This is a genomic window from Micromonospora alfalfae, assembly GCF_022230925.1.
Lineage (GTDB): Bacteria > Actinomycetota > Actinomycetes > Mycobacteriales > Micromonosporaceae > Micromonospora > Micromonospora alfalfae.
On sequence record NZ_JAKKFH010000019.1, the window covers coordinates 1 to 17080 of the forward strand.

General features: G+C 68.5%; 11 protein-coding genes. 3 read left to right on the top strand and 8 right to left on the bottom strand.

The window, feature by feature from the left end:
• From MED01_RS16055 to MED01_RS16070, 4 genes are all read right to left on the bottom strand, one after another.
• Positions 1-231 (bottom strand): helix-turn-helix domain-containing protein (locus tag MED01_RS16055; protein WP_238669545.1); only part of this gene is annotated, 231 nt, incomplete at its 3' end.
• Positions 232-749: 518 nt separating this feature from the next.
• On the bottom strand, positions 750-2423 hold the full coding sequence (locus MED01_RS16060; RefSeq protein WP_238669374.1) for a P-loop ATPase, Sll1717 family: 1674 nt from the start codon (positions 2421-2423) through the stop codon (positions 750-752).
• A 524-nt stretch (positions 2424-2947) separates the two neighbouring features.
• Positions 2948-5335 carry a glycoside hydrolase family 99 protein gene (locus MED01_RS16065; protein WP_238669375.1) on the bottom strand — a complete coding sequence of 796 codons (2388 nt, stop codon included), beginning with the start codon at positions 5333-5335 and terminating at the stop codon, positions 2948-2950.
• A 124-nt stretch (positions 5336-5459) separates the two neighbouring features.
• On the bottom strand, positions 5460-6500 hold the full coding sequence (locus MED01_RS16070) for a GDP-mannose 4,6-dehydratase (protein ID WP_238669376.1): 1041 nt from the start codon (positions 6498-6500) through the stop codon (positions 5460-5462).
• Positions 6501-6749: 249 nt separating this feature from the next.
• On the opposite strand from MED01_RS16070, the gene MED01_RS16075 reads away from it, so the two are divergent.
• The gene (locus tag MED01_RS16075; protein WP_238669377.1) at positions 6750-8105 is read left to right on the top strand and encodes a glycosyltransferase family 2 protein; all 1356 of its coding nucleotides are present in this window, start codon (positions 6750-6752) and stop codon (positions 8103-8105) included.
• A 343-nt stretch (positions 8106-8448) separates the two neighbouring features.
• On the opposite strand, the gene MED01_RS16080 is transcribed toward MED01_RS16075, so the two are convergent.
• The gene (locus tag MED01_RS16080; RefSeq protein WP_238669378.1) at positions 8449-8970 is read right to left on the bottom strand and encodes a TetR/AcrR family transcriptional regulator; all 522 of its coding nucleotides are present in this window, start codon (positions 8968-8970) and stop codon (positions 8449-8451) included.
• A 193-nt stretch (positions 8971-9163) separates the two neighbouring features.
• Here MED01_RS16080 and MED01_RS16085 point away from each other — a divergent pair, with 193 nt between their 5' ends.
• A complete protein-coding gene (locus MED01_RS16085; protein WP_238669379.1) occupies positions 9164-10363 on the top strand; it encodes an FAD-dependent monooxygenase in 1200 nt (399 codons plus the stop codon).
• A gap of 96 nt (positions 10364-10459) precedes the next feature.
• On the opposite strand, the gene MED01_RS16090 is transcribed toward MED01_RS16085, so the two are convergent.
• Positions 10460-12334, bottom strand: coding sequence for a pectate lyase-like domain-containing protein (locus MED01_RS16090; RefSeq protein WP_238669380.1), 1875 nt, complete (start codon positions 12332-12334; stop codon positions 10460-10462).
• Between the two features lie 491 nt (positions 12335-12825).
• Here MED01_RS16090 and MED01_RS35745 point away from each other — a divergent pair, with 491 nt between their 5' ends.
• Positions 12826-15867 carry an AfsR/SARP family transcriptional regulator gene (locus tag MED01_RS35745; RefSeq protein ID WP_274525818.1) on the top strand — a complete coding sequence of 1014 codons (3042 nt, stop codon included), beginning with the start codon at positions 12826-12828 and terminating at the stop codon, positions 15865-15867.
• Positions 15868-15874: 7 nt separating this feature from the next.
• On the opposite strand, the gene MED01_RS16100 is transcribed toward MED01_RS35745, so the two are convergent.
• Positions 15875-16429: a dihydrofolate reductase family protein gene (locus tag MED01_RS16100; protein WP_238669381.1), complete on the bottom strand. Its 555-nt coding sequence runs from the start codon at positions 16427-16429 to the stop codon at positions 15875-15877.
• 73 nt (positions 16430-16502) lie between these two features.
• Complete coding sequence (locus tag MED01_RS16105) at positions 16503-17069, bottom strand: hypothetical protein (RefSeq protein ID WP_238669382.1); 567 nt, start codon at positions 17067-17069, stop codon at positions 16503-16505.
• Positions 17070-17080 lie beyond the last annotated feature (11 nt).

Consider the following 17080-nt stretch of genomic DNA (forward strand, 5'->3'; position numbering starts at 1 on the left):
GCCACGGCGCAGCTCGCAAATAGCCGACTCGACCTCTGCCGAGGTCTGGGCCGGGTGCCCCTGGGGCCGGTGCGAGCGGTCCCGCAATCCGTCCAAGCCCTCCTCGGCATACCAGCGCAACCACCGGTGCACCGCCTGGCGGGAGACGCCGAACCGATCGGCCACCTCCGTCACCGCAAGCCCAGCCTGAACCTCCAACACGGCCCGATACCGCTGTTCTGTCACGCTCATCTCCACCAACACTCGGCGGAGTGTCACGCATCAACTGAAACCAGCGTGTAACGCATCATCCGGAGTCGGACAGACGCGCGACGAGGGTTTATGTGAGAACTTTCTGTACGAGATCAAGGCGGCCCGCTTCGCAGGCCGCTCGCGCCGCCGACCAGGGGCCGACCCACACGGTTCGCCGATCGGGGACCCCGCGCCCCTTAGCGCAAGCGCACGGGGCGCACCCCGAACGGTTGCAGCCCCGCCGGCGGCGCGACATACGAAGAAGCCCCGGGCCGCCATGAGCGATGGCTGGTCCGGGGCTTCGATGTTGAGGAGTGACGACCAGGGCGTGCCTCCGGCGGGGCGCTCGGGCGCTCTGGGATGGTTGGCGCCATCCCGGCAACCTTCGTCCGGGCGAAGCCGAGTAGGTGTGCGGACGAAGGCCGACGGGATGGTGAGGGCAGGAGTGATTCCCCAAGGTGCGTCGTACTGAAGGTTGAGTCGGCGTCGCGGCGTCTAATTGACTGCCCGGCCGATGCTCAGTCTCTGATATCCAGGGCGGGCCGAAAGGCCGGATGGACCGTGAACGCCGAGACTCTGCGCAGATTGCTGACGTGGTCGGCAAAACTGGGCTGATCGTTATTGTAAATCGCAGGCTCGTCTACCTGTCGACGTTCAGAACCTATTACCTCGTCTACAGTGGTAATGCATCCGATAAATCCGATGTTGTGAAGAAGTCGGATTAGCGGCTGGTGGACTTCGGCAGTATCATCCGAGCTGGAAGCCGACCAAAGCGGCTCTGCGATGGGGGTTAACCAAGTTCGTCCGGGGAAATCGGGCTCCGCAATCAGGACGGCACACTCGGCCAGTCGTCTCCTCATCTCATCCCAGTCGAGCGTGTTGGAGGAGCGAGTGAATGCAGCAAGTAGCTCTTCGATGCCGGGATAGGTTGGCTTCCATTCATCCCGTAGCGCAAGGAGCCGGTTCTTAGAGTATGCGGACTCAGCCGACTGGATTGCCGCCCAAGTTAGCTTTTCTTTCCCGTTCGATAGCGTAAAGCATTCGTTCAGGAACGCGATAGCGTCACGTGGCCGAAGCAGTGTTCGGTTGAGGATGTAGTCGAGTGGGTTTCCTCTAGTGGGGTTCGTGCGGGGAAGAAGTTCATCCATCGACTTCACGTCCGTCAGGCCGTGGCGTTGAGCGGCCGTACTGACACGATTATCCAGAAGGTCGCGCAACTCGTTCTTCGACCATCTAAGCGTGTGGCTGAGGCCGCGGAACTTCTCTTCCTGTCCGCCGGTCCTGCCAAAATCGAGAGCTTCGAAGATGTTTGTTCGAAGTGCGACCAAAATTTTGAGATTCTCAACCCGCTTGAGATCCATTACCGCACGAAAAAGGCACCGAATGAGATCATTGGTGATCTGCTCGTCCGCCCAATCGCGGTCAAGGTCATCAATGACGATATAAGTGTAATGCTGGGCGGAGTCGAGGATGTCCTCGTTTAAGACGCGCTCCATTTTGTTTAGGCGAGGTAGCTGCGTTTCATTCACCAGGCGCTGGAAGCGATTGACTAGCTCCCTTCGTTTTTCCCCCGACTCCATCACCGTGTCACCCACGTTTCCGCTGAAACTCGCTAATCCGGCCCCGATCTTCGCGCCGGCTTCGGCCTTTACTTGCGTTTCGAACTTCTCGATGATCTCTTTGACGCGCTCGTCCGTTTCCTGCCAAAATTTTCCGTCGAAGTCCTCTAGGTACTTGAGAGCCTCCTGTTTGCTCTTGTCTCGCTTAATCTTATCCATAAGTCCGTGCAGGAAGCGCTGCTTTGCTTCGGGCGAGTCTACCTGATAGCGATGTTTGACGATTTCAATTATTAGGACGTGCTTCCAGAGCGCAATGAATAGTGGATCCAGGTGAACGTCCAGTGATTTCAGGAAGCGCACCACCTGCAGCTCTGCGATGTAAGTCAATGATAGATCTTCTGGGCTAAGCCGAATTAGGTGATCGCCATGTTCAAACTCCATCTGGCGAAACAACGCAGACTTGCCGCTTCCGGTGCGTCCAATCAGGAAGCACCGCTGATCATCACGGGACACGATTGCCCGGTATAGCCACGTCTCGTAGAACGCCTCGCGAAGCAGGCCGTCGTACTCGGCGGCACCTTCACCTAACGTGAACTCGTTTCGAATCCGCCGCTTGGGCTGCCGAGCCGCCACTGAGTACCTCCGGAGTCCCCACGTTGAAAGTAGAGGCAGACGCTATCGAAGATCGAGAGCGCTCAGGAACCCCTCATGCGGTCATACCTGGGCCTACTTCCGACCCCCGTGGAGGCGCTAACGGGGGTTATGCAGGGTTGGCCGAAGGTGCCTCCTAAAAGATGATCTCCTAAAGTCGCAGGTGTATGGGGTTTAAACCCCGCCCCAGTAGAAACGATGGCAGGGCTGGCGGGGGAGTGGTGCGACGTCGGCTGACTTTCGGTAGTACAGCAGCGATGTACAGCAACCGACAGAACCGCATGGGGCCGCTACGACGTCGATCCGGCTGTCATACAGCGGTGCGGACCTCACCCGACCACCTTGCCGAGGTCTGGGGGTCAAGGGGTCGTCAGCTCGATTCGGTCCGTCTCGGCACCCGGCAGGAGGCCGTTCGGGGGTCTCCGAACGCGGTGGCCTCAGGTGCGACTTGCGTCGACGGCCCGGTGGCGCGGCCGCCGCTCCCCCGGCGGCCGCCCCACCCCTGATCAGCTGGCGTAGACCTCCAGCGTCGACAGTTGTCCTGCCGGCCACCCCGTGTTACCCGTGACGGTGATGCGCACGTAGCGCGCCTGCGCGGCACTGAACGTGAGCGTCACCTGGTTACCGCTGGCCGGGTCGAAGGTCCGCCCCGCCGATCCGACAAGCGTGCTGAAGCTCCCTCCGTCGGTGCTGCCCTGCACGGAAAGCGTCTGCGTCCGACTCCCCCAGGCCGACGACGGCGGCAGCTTCAGCACCACCCGCCCGACAGTGCGCGACGAACCCAGATCAACCTGCACCCACTGCGGGAACGCGCTGTTGGCGCTCTCCCAGTAGCTGTTCGCGTCCCCGTCCACCACGTTGCCCGACCCGTAGCTCTGGACGTGGCTGCTCTCGCTGGTGGGTCGACCCCGGGCGAGGTCCGCGTTGGCCGCGGCGTCAGTGGTGACGGTGACCGCCGAGGACGCACCGGAGGTGTTGCCGGCGGCGTCGCGGGCGGTGACAGTGAAGGTGTACGCGGTGGACGCGCTGAGCCCGCTCACGGTCGCAGTGGTGCCCGCGACTGTGGCGACGACATTGCCGCCCTGGCGTACCTGGTAGCCCGTCACGCCGGTGTCGTCGGTGGAGGCCGTCCACGCCAGCGACACGCTCGTCGAGGTCTTGCCCGTGACAGTGAGGCCGCTCGGGGCGGTCGGCGGGTTGTCCGGGACGGTGCTGCCGGCGTACACCTCGACCTGGGCGAGTTGGGCGGCCGGCCAGCCGGTGTTGCCGCTGATGCTGAGGCGGACGTGGCGGGCCGTGGTGGTCGTCAGCGTGCGGGTGACGCTGTTGCCGGTGGCCGGGTCGAAGGCGAACGCGGAGGCCCCGGCGATGGTGGCGAAGGAGTTGCCGTCGACGCTGCCCTGCACGGCGATGGTCTGGGTGCGCGCTCCCCAGCCGGCGGGCAGCCGGACCACGAGCTTGTTGACCTGGTGGCTGGCGCCGAGGTCGACCTGCCACCAGTGTGGGAACCCACCGCCGCCGCTCTCCCAGTAGCTGCCGGCGTTCGAGTCCACAGCGTTCGACGCCGGGAACCCGCCGCCCTGGCTGCTGGCCGCCGTGGGTCTGCCGGCGGCCAGGTTGCCGCTGACCGGTGGCGGGGTGCCGACCATCGGTGGGGTGGGGCGCACGGCGGTGAGCGCGAGTTGCCCCTTGAGCATCCGGCCGCCGTCGGCGGTGATCCGCAGGTAGTAGTCGGAGGAGCAGGCCACGCCGTCCTCGTCCAGGGCCCTGATGTTCGCCCCGGCGGGGGTGGTGGCCTGGGTCTCGGACGTCTTGGCGATCTGGTTGCCCTCGTTGTACTCGTCGAACATGGACACGTACAGGCCCTGGGATCCGAGTCGGACCATGTTGTAGATGTGCCGCCAGTAGAAGTCGCCGTGCTTGCGGTGGCCCCCGGCGAGGTCGCCGGGCATCACGCAGGGCAGGTAGTCGATGCCGCGCGCCGCGCAGTCGGCCATGTCGCCGACGTTGACGTTGTTGTAGTAGGAGTCCAGTTCCTCCACGGTCCTGGCTCGGTAGACCATCCACGGCGAGATCGCGTGGAACGCGTGGTAGACGTCGAGGAAGCCGGGGCGGGAGTCCTCGATGCCCTGCCGCCACCAGGTGGGCACGCCACCGATGACGTAGCAGCCCTGCGCCTTGAACCAGTTGATGACCTCCAGGCACGGCCCGGGGGTGAAGGGACGGCTGGGCTCGCTGAAGCCGAAGCCCCAGATGCAGACGACCGGTTTGCCGTTCTGCCGGGCGTACGCGGAGGACGCGGTGTGCGCGGCCATCTTCGTCGTCCAGTCGGTCTTGATCTCCGATTGGAAGCTCAGCCAGTCGGTGACGTCGTACATGATGTAGAACTTGCGGCTGTGACGCTCGGCCGCGGAGCGCACCTTCTGCGTCATCGCGTCGCGGGTCGGGCCCTCGTCGCCCATCGGGTTGAACCGTTGCAGCGCGGCGGTGTCGCAGCCGTTCTCCTGCATCCACCGGAAGTGGGTGTCCACGGTCTGCTGGTCGTACGAGGAGAAGAGGGTGGCCGGCTGGCCGTTGCCCAGGTTGGGGTACGCGGTGGGATAGCTGCGGGTGTACTCGCGCATGTCCGGCCAGGACACGATTGTGGTGTTGGCGGGTGAGGGCGGCTGGAACCGGTCGCGGCCCCAGTGCCACCATCCGCCGATCGGCGCGCCGTCGCCGGGGGCGCTGAACCAGCCCTGGTAGCCGACCGTCACCTTGCCGACCACGTCCCCGGGGGGACTGGCGGCGTGCGCGGGGCTGGCCACTGCGGTGAGCAGTTCGGTGGTGGAGGCGGTGGCGAGGGCGGACCCGGCCAGCACCGATGTGACGAACCTGCGGCGGGACACCGCCATGACGACCACTCCTTCGGGACGGAAGGCATTGACGGCCATCGTGGCAGTAGTGGATGCCGACCCGCAAGAGTTAGACTGATCGATGAAATTACCGATCAGACGACGGGAATTATGCGGTTCGTCATCAGTGGCTGAGCGCCCACACCGGGGACAGGTTCTGGCTGCCGGCCTGGCGGCGACGCGCGTCGCGCACCGTCATCCGCACGCCCTCGGTGAAGCCGATTCTGGGATACCACCCGAGCAGCTCGCGCGCCTTCCTGGTGTCCAGCGCCATGCTGCGCACCTCGTCCGGCCAGGGCGGCAGCTCGTAACGGGCCGCGTCGCCGACGCCGGACGCCTCCCGGACCGTGTCGTACACCTCGTTGACGCTCGTCTGCCGGCCCGAGGCGATGTTGACCATCCCCACCCCGTCGTGGTGACAGGCGACAGCGATCGCCTCGGCCACATCGCTGACGTAGACGAAATCCCTGGTCTGCGTACCGTCGCCGTAGATGACCGCCTGTCGGCCCCCGAGAAGCGCGTCGGCCATCAGGGACACCACGCCGCAGTCGCCGCCCTCCCGCCGGGGCCCGTAGACATTTCCCAACACCATCGAGGTGTACGACAGGGCGTGCTGACGCCCGTACCAGTCGACGTAGTGCACGCCCACGGCCTTGCTGACGCCGTACGGGCTCACCGGCGCGATCGGATGGTCCTCGCGGACCGGCAACTCGTCGGCGGCGACGCTGCCGAAGATGTCACTGCTGGCCGCGTTGACGAGCAGGCGTACGCCGCCGCGGGCGCAGGCGTCCAGCACGTTCACGGTGCCGAACACGTTCACGTCCGCGTCGTACAGGGGTGAATGACGGGCCGTGGGAACGCTCGGCTGCGCGGCGAGGTGCACCACCACGTCCGGCTGCCACTGGTGGATGACCTCGACACCCTCCGGCGTACGGATGTCACCCGAGACGACGTCCGCCTCGGTCAACCCGCCGGACGCGGCGTCGGCCAGGTTCTCGATCCGGCCCGTGGAGAAGTTGTCGAGCACCCGGACCTGGCTGCCCATCAGCATCAGCCGGGCGACCACGTGACTGCCGATGAAGCCGGCACCCCCGGTCACCAGAATGCGCCGGGGTGTCAGGGTCGTCGACGGGTCGGCACCGACGGCGGAACCGGGCAGGTCCATCTGGAACTCCTCGCAACGACGGTACGGTCGGCCCGCTGCGGCAACCGGACGGCCGGCCACGACGGTAACCCACCGAAGGGCCACCAAACGGACACTTGACCCAATGTCTCGTGTAGATATGCGTGTTTCGTGGTGGAAAGTGCTGTATCTCGCTATTCATCATTGTTAGGCCCTTTCTCGCGGGTAACTTCTCCCGGAGGTGGCCACCGGCATGCCCGGGACCACCCGAAGAGGAGGGAGGACGGCCCGTTGAGAGAGACTCTGGGTCCGCCACCGCAACGACCCGGCGGTGTCGAGATGGGCGCTCCGCTGCTGTCGGTGCTGCTGGTCAGCTGGAACACCCGCGAGCAGACCCGGCAGTGCCTGGACTCGCTGGCGTCGACCGCCGACCCCGATCTCGACTACGAGGTGGTGGCCGTCGACAACGGCTCGTCCGACGGCTCTGCCGACCTGCTCGCCGACCAACCACGGGTCCGACTGATCCGCAACAAACACAACAACGGTTTCGCCGCCGCCGTGAACCAGGCGTACCGCCGCGCGAACGGACAGCTGGTCCTGCTGCTCAGCAGCGACATCCGGTTTCACCCGGGCGCGCTGTCCCGGATGGTCGACCATCTGCGCGAGCGGCCGGAGGTCGCCGGGGTCAGCCCGCTGTACCTCAACCCGGACGGCACCGTCCAAGCGCACTACGCCCAACAGCCCAGCTTCGCCGCCACCATCGCACTGGTGACCGCGCTGCGCCGACTGCCCGGGTTCCGCCAGGCGCTGCACCGGTTCCAGCTGCGGGGCGAGGACTTCACCCGTCCCCGGCAACTCGCCTCGGGCAGCTGCGTGCTGCTACGCCGCAGGGTGCTCGGGCAGCAGACGATCCTCGACGAGACGTTCCCCGTCTACTGGAACGACGTGGTCCTCGCGCGGCAGCTCGACCAGGCCGGTCATGAGATGTGGATGCTTCCCGACGCCGTCGTGACGCACAGCCGTGGCGCGTCCACCCGGCTGCTCGGGCCGACCATCCGCTCTCGACACCTGCTGGGCAGCCTGGTCGGATATCTGCGGATGACCCAGCCCCGGCACCGGTTGCCGGTGTTCCGGGCCACGCTGCTCGCCGACCACCTGGTCAGGCGACTCCTCGGTCGACCCGTACGGCTGGGCCTGGGTGACCTGCTCGCCACGCTGCGCGGCGACGTCGGCCCGCTGCCCGCCGGTGACACCCGCGACTGGGTGGTGCTGTTCAGCCGTACCCGCTGGTCTGTCGACGGGCATCCGACGATGCTGGGGCAGTTGGCGTCCGGGCAACGCTTGCTCTTCGTCGACCCACCAGGACGCCGGCCGCGCTGGCGGTGCGAGGTGAGCCCGATCGGCTCGGCGGCCTGGCACGCCATCGCACCGACCGCGCTGCCGCTGGGTGACTCGGTGCCGCTGGTCAACTGGATCAACCGGCGGATCGCGGCCGGCGCGCTGCGTGGCTGGCTGGACCGGCACGCCGGCGCCCGCCTGCTGCGACTCGACGACGAACGCGCCCGCCCGGTGCTCGGTTGGCTGGGCGAGGACGAGTTGCTGCCCGCCGGAGCGCCACGGCCGATGGAGCGGTCGGGCCGTGGTTGAGCGCACCACCCCGCGGCCGGCGGCCGGAACGGACTGGACCCTTACCCGATGCCGGGAGGTCGCCCCCCGCAGAAGCTGGACGGCACGGGGCGTCCAGCCGCACTTTCCGTTGGAGGCGTCGCCGCGATGAGAGTGCTGGTCGTCGCACCCGGTGTGCTGCTCGCCGGCGTCGGGTTGGGCGGAGTGGTGACCGTGGTGACCCTGCTGCCCGGGCCGGTCGGCCTGGCCGCCGCCATCGGAGTGCTGTGTGCCGGTGCGTTCCTGCTCTTGCCCTGGCCTTCCCCCAGATACAGGACCGGCAGCGGGCACGGGTGCCCGACGCGACCCATACCTCCAGACCAGTTCAGACCCTGTCCTGCTGCGGGCGGAGCCCGTCCATGATGACCAAGACGTAATTCTCGGCGAGTGCCGGTGATGCGGATTTCGACCTCGCGATCGCGTAGGTCACCTCGCTGATCAACACGGTAACGATGGTGGCGTCGATGTCGGTACGGATCGCACCGCCGTCCCGGGCCCTGGTGATCAGATCGAGCCCGACCTTGTTCAGAGCGGCTCGTTGCGCCGTCGTGCTCGGTAGCTCCATGTCCCCGAGCCGTTCACCCATGATCCAGTGCGCGGACTGGAACGCGATCACCTCGACGAGGAAGCCTCGAAGAGCCTGTTCGGCATCCGGCTCAAGCAGCGCGTCCCGGCCACGCTGAATGAGCGGTTCGAGCAGCTCGGCCACGGCCGCGTCGATGAGCGCCTCCTTGCTGCCGAAGGTGCGCACGACAGTGGCCGCTCCCACGCCCGCCCGCTGCGAGATTGCGTCGACGGTGATGGCGACGCGCCCCTCGGCGAAGAGGGCCTTCGTCGCCGCCAGCACACGTTGGCGATTGCGGACGGCGTCCGCCCTGCGTCGGGTCACGCCATCGGCGGCAGGGGTTGACATCTGAAACGACCATTCCATATCGTCAAGTGGAACGCGTATTTCATTTAGCCTACGAAAACTCCCCGGAACACGCAAGCGGCGCACGTGCCACTGGCGTGCTCCTCGCTGCGCCACTAAGGAGGAGTCAATGAACCAGCGGATTCTCATCTCCGGGGCCAGCATCGCGGGGCCGACCCTGGCCTTCTGGCTGGCCAGGTATGGCTTTGCGCCCACAGTGGTCGAGCGTGCGCCCCGCCTGCGCGAGGGCGGCAACGGTGTCGACGTACGCGGGCAGGCCGTTGACGTCGTCGAACGGATGGGGATCATGTCGCGAATCCGCGCGGCGGCGGCGGACGTGATCGGCATGTCCTTCGTGGACGCGGACAATCGCAGCGTGGCTCGCATCGACATGCGGGCGATCCAGGGCAGAGCCGCCAGCACCGAGGTCGAGATCATGCGCGGCGACCTGGCGGCGATCCTGCACGAGACGACAAAGGACGACGTCGAGTACATCTTCGATGACTCGATCCGCACCATCGACCAGGACAACGATGGCGTGACTGTCACCTTCGAGCACGGCCCGACCCGCCGGTTCGACCTGATCGTTGGCGCTGACGGCACACACTCCACGGTGCGGCAGTTGGCCTTCGGCCCAGAGTCGCAGTTCCTCCGGCATCTGGGGCACTACTTCGCATCCTCGAACGTGGACCCTGACCTGGGTGAGCAGCGGTGGGTGACGCTCTACAACCGACCGGGTCGGGCGGCGGGCATCTATCGTTCGGGCACCCATGCCGGGGCCAAAGTGAACTTTCTGTTCCGCAGCAAGCCCCTGACGTACGACTACCGGAACGTCGAGCAGCAGAAGCGTCTGCTGCGGGAGGCGTTCGCGGACCTGCCATGGCACGTCCCGCAACTGCTGGCGGGCGCACTCACCGATCCTGACTTCTACTTCGACGCGTTGAGCCAGGTGCGGATGGCGTCGTGGTCGTCCGGGCGGGTCGCGCTCCTCGGAGACGCCGCGCACTGTGCGTCACCGGCTGCCGGCGCCGGGGCGACGCTGTCTCTCATCGGCGCCTACCGACTCGCGGGAGAACTCGCATCCGTCGGCGGGGATCATCGGATCGCCTTCCACCGGTACGAGCAGGGTCATCGAAAGATGGTCGAGCGGAGTCAATCTAACCTCTTCATCGGCATGCTCGCCCCGAAGAGCCGGGCCGGCATCTGGGCTCGCAACACGATGGCCCGACTTCCATTGCTCGGAGCCGTGGCGGGAGTGGAACGACGCCTACAGCCCAGGCTCCCGCCGCTGCCGGACTATCGACCGGCCGCCGGGTCCCGGTCGAGCTAGGCAAGCGCCCGCGACAGATCAGGCGGGCCGTGGCAGACCATCCGTGCGGGGCCGGAGCCGTCGCCGGCTCCGGCCCCGTCGGTACGCCCGGTCCCGCTACGGGGTCGGGTACCGGGCCAGGTAGACCGGAGCGCCGACCTTGGTCATGTCGGCCGCCTCGCCGACACCGTTGACCACGTGGTCGATGGTGCCGGCGCTGAGGTTGACGGTCATGATGTGGTGCAGCCGCACCCCAGGCCGGTCCGGGACCTCGAAGCCGTTCTCGGTGTGGATCGACGGGTTGTTCTGGTTGAAGACGTACACCCCGCCGCCGTACAGGGTGTGGTGACGCACCCGGTCACCGACCTTGTACCCGGCCCAACCCTCGACCGGGCCGTTCATCCAGTCGGCCTGCGTCGGCGGGTCGTACGGCAGCTCGTTCTGGTAGAGGATCGTGGTGCCGTGCTCGCCGTTCCAGACCGTGTTGTAGCGCTGGAAGTGCTCGACGAACAGGCCGGTCGCTGTCACGTGATCGCCGTTGATGACGGCGCCGTAGCGACCGGTGTTGGTACGCCAGCGGTCGGTGTCACCGTTGACGCCCTCGGTGAAGCCCTCGACGCCGTGATCACCGCGCCACACCCAGGTGTGGTCGATCAGCACGTTGTCGCTGTTGACCTCCAGCGCGGTGTTCGTCCGTCCGATGTGCGGGCCGCCGACCCGGAAGTACACGTCGGAGAGCGTGGTCGGGTTGTGTGGGCTGCTCGCGTTGTGGCCGTGCTGGCGTCCGACCCGCAGCAGGACCGGTGATTCGACGGTGCCGGCGTCGATAGTGACACCGGCGACGATCACCCCTGGCACACCGGCCACATCCAGCGGAATCGCGCCGTTCACGGCGGTGAGCGTGGCGTGCCCGATCCCGAGCACGACGGTGTTCGGGCGCCGGACCTCGATGCTGCGGGCGATGTCGTAGGTGCCGGGGGTGAGCAGCAGGTGCTTGCCGCGCGCCAACTGGCTGTTGATGACGCGGACCGGGTCGGACGGCTTGGCGATGAAGAAGTCATCGATCCCGATGGTCCGCCCCGGCGTGATGCGGTCGGCCCAGGAGACGCCCCGGCTGTCGCGTTGCGCCGCAGGCACCCGTACCTGGTAACGACCCTTGCCGTCGACGAAGAGGTAGGGCTTCTCCCGGCTGAGCGGGGTGGCCTCCAGTGTGGTGTACGGAGGGTCGGGGAAGGTGGCGTCGTCGGGCGCGCCCTCGACCCCCGCGAACACCTGGTTCCACACCGCGTTGGACCAACTCGCGACCTCGCTGTTGCGGGTCAGCCACTGCTGCTGGGAGCCGTTGGTGGTGGCCGGCAGCCGCGAGTCGGCGATGAACCCGCCGCTGGCGTACTGCGGGCCCGCGGTGCAGTAGTCCATCAGCGACAGGCCTCCGCCGGTGATGTTGAGCCGGCGCATCGACACCGCCTGGGACACCGCCCAGAAGTTCGCCGTCGACCGGCAGTCGTCCTGACCGGCCGCATTGATGGTGAGCGAGAGGTTGGACAGGGTACGCCAGAAGTTCACCAGCGCGAGGCAGTTGCCGGTGCCCCCGTCGGCCAGGCAGCGGTTGTAGACCTCGATCTTGCCGTTGACCGTGACGTCGGTGGGCGAGGCGCCCAGGCCGGACACCTCGGTGTAGTAGCCGACCTTGGCCTGCAACGGCTGCGCGGCCGTGCCGTACGTGCCGGGCTTGAACAGGTACGCGTGCCGCTCGGTGCCCATCTCGTTGTCGACCTGGCGGGCGTGCGCCGCGTCGAGGGTCTGCTGAATCTCGCCGACCGGCATCGACGGGTCGAAGATCGTCACGTTCGGGCCGAAGTCGGGTGCGCCGTGCGTCGGGCGGCCGGCGCTGGCCGCCGTGCTGGTCATCGTGGTGGCGGTGGTCAAGACCAGAGCGAGCAGGAGGGTACGACCGGATCTCCGGCGCACGTCTCGGGACGGGGTTGTCATGTGGTTCGTCCTCTCCGCTGGCCGGGGCGTACTTCCGGCGCAGCTCGGGGCGGTGAGAGCGCTCTCTGATCCCTGCGGTCGAAGGTGGGGTCGCACCGAAGGGTTGACATGTTTCTACCCCCTGAGCCGGCCGCGCGCCATGACCACGGACACGCGAACTTCAAGCCGAGCGGGTGGGAACAACGGTCATGCGGTGACCCGGACCGAGTCGCTGTCAGCCAGGCAGCACCGACGCAAGCATGTCCAAGAGAGCCCCGTTGTGGCGCCCGATGCTGAGGAGTGCAGTTCCGTTCCCACGCTCCTGGGCCCCAACCCCGCGATCTTGCACTCCCTGCTGCCGCCATGCGGCTTTTGCGACTGATGCCGCCACCGAAAGTGCAAGATCGCGCGAGGGTCTCTCCCTCCACTCCGTCGATCATGGAGTTGTGGTGGTGCATGCCCAGGCTTCCGCCCGTTCACAGTCTGATTCAGGTCTGCTCGCCGGCGCTAGGATGACCGCCGTGCAGTTCGGGGTGCTCGGGCCGCTCGCCGTGACCACGGACGCCGGCGAGCCGGTGGTGGTGCCCGGCACCAAGGTACGGGCGTTGCTGGCCGACCTGTTGGCCAACCGCAACCAGGTCGTCTCGGCGGACCGCCTCATCGACGACCTGTGGGGTGACGACGCCCCCGCCAATCCGGCCGGAGCACTCCAGGTGCGGGTGTCTCAGCTCCGCAAGGCGCTGAACGATGCCGAGCCCGGCGCCCGCGAGCTTGTCGAGTCCCGGCCACCCGGCTACCTGCTGCGGGTCGACGCGGTCGACGTCGGCCGCTTCGACGAGCTGGCCCGCTGCGCCGATGTCGAACGGCTGACCGAGGCCCTCGCGTTGTGGCGCGGCGAGGCGTACGCCGACGTGGCCGACGCCGAGTTCGTGCGCGCCGAGGCGGCCCGCCTCGGCGAGCAGCGCCTCGTCGTTCAGGAGCGGCTGGCGCAGGCCCGGCTGGCCCGGGGCGAGCATGACCTGGTGGCCGCGGACCTGGCCGAGTTGGTCGCCAGGCATCCGCTGCGCGAGGGCCTGCGGGCGGTGCAGTTGCGCGCGTTGTACGCGGCCGGCCGCCAGTCCGAGGCATTGGAGAGCTACGCCGAGCTGCGGGCCCGGCTCGCCGAGGAGCTGGGCCTCGACCCCGGCCCGGAGCTGGTCGCCCTGCACCGCAGGATCCTCGAACAGGACGCCGGCCTGAACGCCCCGCCGAGGGCGGCGACCATCCGGAACAACCTGCCGGCCCCGCTCGACGAGTTGATCGGGCGGGACGAGGCGCTGGCCGAGCTACTGGCGCTGCTGCCCCGGCAGCGACTGGTCACGCTGGTCGGGCCAGGTGGCGTCGGCAAGACGCGGCTGGCCACCGAGACGGCCCGAGCGGCGTCTCCTCCGGACGGTGTCCGACTGGTCGAGCTGGCACCACTCCCGGCCGGCGACGCCCGCGTCGCCGAACAGGTGCTCGGCGCCCTGGGCGCCCACGAGGCCGCCGGAACGACCCAGTCCCCCGCCGACCGGGTGGTCACGGCCCTGCGGCACCGGCAGCTGCTGCTCGTGCTGGACAACTGCGAACACGTCATCGAACCGGTCGCCGAGCTGGTCGCCCGGCTGTTGCGCGACGTGTCCGGGGTGAGCGTGCTGGCCACCAGCAGAGAGCCACTCGGGCTGACCGGTGAGCTGATCTGGGAGGTACCCCCACTGCCGGTGCCGGACGACGGTGACCTGGAGGCGGTCCGGCGCTCGGCGGCGGCCCGGTTGTTCGTCGCCCGCGCCGCAGCGCAGCAGCGCGGTTTCCGCCTCGACGGACAGACCGCGACGGCGGTGGCCCAGCTCTGCCGCCGCCTCGACGGTCTACCGCTGGCGTTGGAGCTGGCCGCGACCCGGGTCCGCGCGCTGGGCGTACGCGGGGTGGTGGACCGGCTCGACGACCGGTTCCGGTTGCTCACCACCGCGCAGCGGGACGTGCCACCTCGACAGCGGACACTCACCGCGGTGATCGGCTGGAGCTGGGACCTCCTGGACGAGTCCGACCGGGTGGTGCTCGCCCAACTGGCGGTGTTCCCGGACGGCTGCACCCCGGAGGCCGCCGAACAGGTCTGCCGAACCGACCTGGACGTCCTCGCCCGGCTGGTGGACCGGTCGCTTGTGGTGCTCGACGACTCCGGTGCGGCCCCCCGCTACCGGCTGCTCGAATCGGTGGCCGCGTTCTGCCTGGACCGCCTCACCGACGCCGACGAGGTACGCGGGCGGCACGCCACCTACTACACGGAGCTGGCCGAACGGGCTGACCCCGGGCTGCGCGGGGCCGACCAGCAGCGGTGGCTGGCGCTTCTCGACACCGAGCTGGCGAACCTGCGGTCGGCGCTGGCGCACGGTGGTGGGCTGCGCCTGGCTGTCGCGCTGAGCTGGTACTGGTTCCTGCGCGGCCGGCTCACCGAGGCACGGCGGGCGCTGGCCGTGCCCGGCGACCCGGAGCAGGAGGCCCGCGCGGCACCCTGGCGGGTCGGTTTCGCCCTGTCGCAGGGTGAAGTGATCGCACCGGACGACGTACGCGCCGCAGTGGCCGCCGACCCGGGCAGCCACGCCGCGTGGTTCGCGGCCAACGCGGTGATCGAACACGGCGACCTGGCCCTGGTGTCGGAGCTGCTGCCCACCGCCGCAGCCGATCCGTGGACCGAGGCAGCGGTGCTCACCTCCCTGGCCCACATCGCCCACGCCAACGGTGACCAGGCCACCCTGGAGCGCACCGCGACCCGCAGCGCCGCGCTCTTCGCCGACCTCGGCGACCGGTGGGGTCGGCTCCGGGCGACCGAGTGGGTGGGTGGGCTGGCCGACATGCGCGGCGAGCACGAGCGCGCCGCCGCGCTGCACCGCGACGGGCTGCGCTGGGCCGAGGAGCTGGCGCTGTGGCCGCAGGTCTGCGCCGAGCTGTCCTGGCTGGCCTGGCTCGCCGTACAGACCCGCGACTACGCGCAGGGTCGGGAACTGGCCGAACGCGCCTACGACCTGGCGGTGGAGCAGGGCTCGCCCGGAGCGTTGATCTTCGCGGAGATGAGCCTCGGGCTGGCCGCCCGCCGCGACGGCAAGCTCGATCTGGCCGTCACCCACCTCAGCCACCTCGCCGACCTGGGCCGCGGCGAGAGCCAACCCGCGCTCTACCTGCCGATGGTGCTGGTCGAGCTGGGCTACGCGGTCGAGCAGGGCGGCGACCCGGACGCCGCACTGGCCCTGCACATCGAGGCGTTCGAGGCCGCCGAGGCGATGGCGACGATGCGCGACGCGGTCGGACCGCTGGAGGGGATGGCGGCGGCCGTCCGCTCCCCCGAGGTCGCCGCCCGACTGCTGGGCGCCGCAGCCGCCGCCCGACTCGCCACGCAGTCCCCCGCCGCTCCGGCCGAACGCGACGACACCGACCGGACGACAGCACGACTGCGAGCCGAACTCGGGCCGGAACGCTTCGACGCGCTGCTCGCCGAGGGCGCGCAGCTGAGCCCGGGCGAGGCCCGGGCCCAGCTCTGACCGGTGCTCAGGAGGACACCTTCGGCTGGTACGAGGCGACGATCACGCCGCTCTTGTGCACCCGGGTGTCGACCAGGTCGAACGACGCCTTGACGTCGGCCAGCGGCGTGGTGAGGCTGGGGCCGCCCTCCAGCACCGGGTGGATCCAGAACCGGACCTCGTCCACCAGGCCCGCCCGGAGCAGCTCGGCGGTGACCGAGCCGAAGCCGTACTGGATGATGTTCTTGCCCGGCCGGGCCTTGAGCGCGGTGACCGCCTCGACCAGGTCGCCCTGGAGCACCTCTGTGTTGTTCCAGGTGGGGTTGGTCAGGGTGGTCGAGGCGACGTACTTCTTGACGTTGTTGAAGTACGCGGCGCCAGTGGTCGGGTCGCTCTCGTCCCTGGTCGGCCATGCGGCGGACATGCCGTCATAGGTGGCCCGGCCCATCAGCATCGCGTCGGCCTCCTCGGTCTGCGCCCCGGCCAGGCTGGCGGCCTCCTCGCCGAAGTACGGCATGGTCCACATCGGGTTTTCGATGACGCCGTCGAGGGTGATGTAGGTCGAGTTGATGAGCTTGCGCATCGGGATCTCCTGGGTGTCTGTCGTGCTCTCCGGTGACACCCAGAACTCTGCCGGAGCCCGCTTACGATTCGCTTCAGGTGCTCTTACGCCCGTCGTCGACGGGGCCCTGCGCCCGGTCGGTCGACGGGATCGGCAGCGCCTGCGGGGTGACGGTGCCGCCGCCGGTCGAGTGGGCCGGGGCGGGGCGGTCACCGCCGCGGCTGTGCAGCCGCCCGCGCCCGGTCGGGCCGGCCCGCCGGGTCACCTCGACGGTCACCATCCGCACCGGCGGTGGCGGCGCTGTGAAACGTCCGACACCCCACCGCACCCAGATCGGGATCCGGCCGGCGTCCGCCTCCGCGCGCAGCTTCTGCACCGTACGGGCCCGGTCGGTGTGGTCGACCTCCACCACGACGGGTGGGCCGTCCGGACGGGCACACGCCACGTCGAGCACCGAGTGCCGCTGCTCCAGGGGTGGCGGCAACGGCAGCACGCTTGGCGCGCGCCGGTAGACCCGCCAGCCCTGGGCCTCGGCCCACCGCACCACCGCGTCGATCACCCGCGCGGTGACCTCGTCGGTGTCCAGGTCGACGAAGGTCACCTCGGCCAGCCAGCGACCCAGGTCCGCGGCCAACCGCTCGTCCTGCGCCGCGACCTCCACCGGCGCAGGAT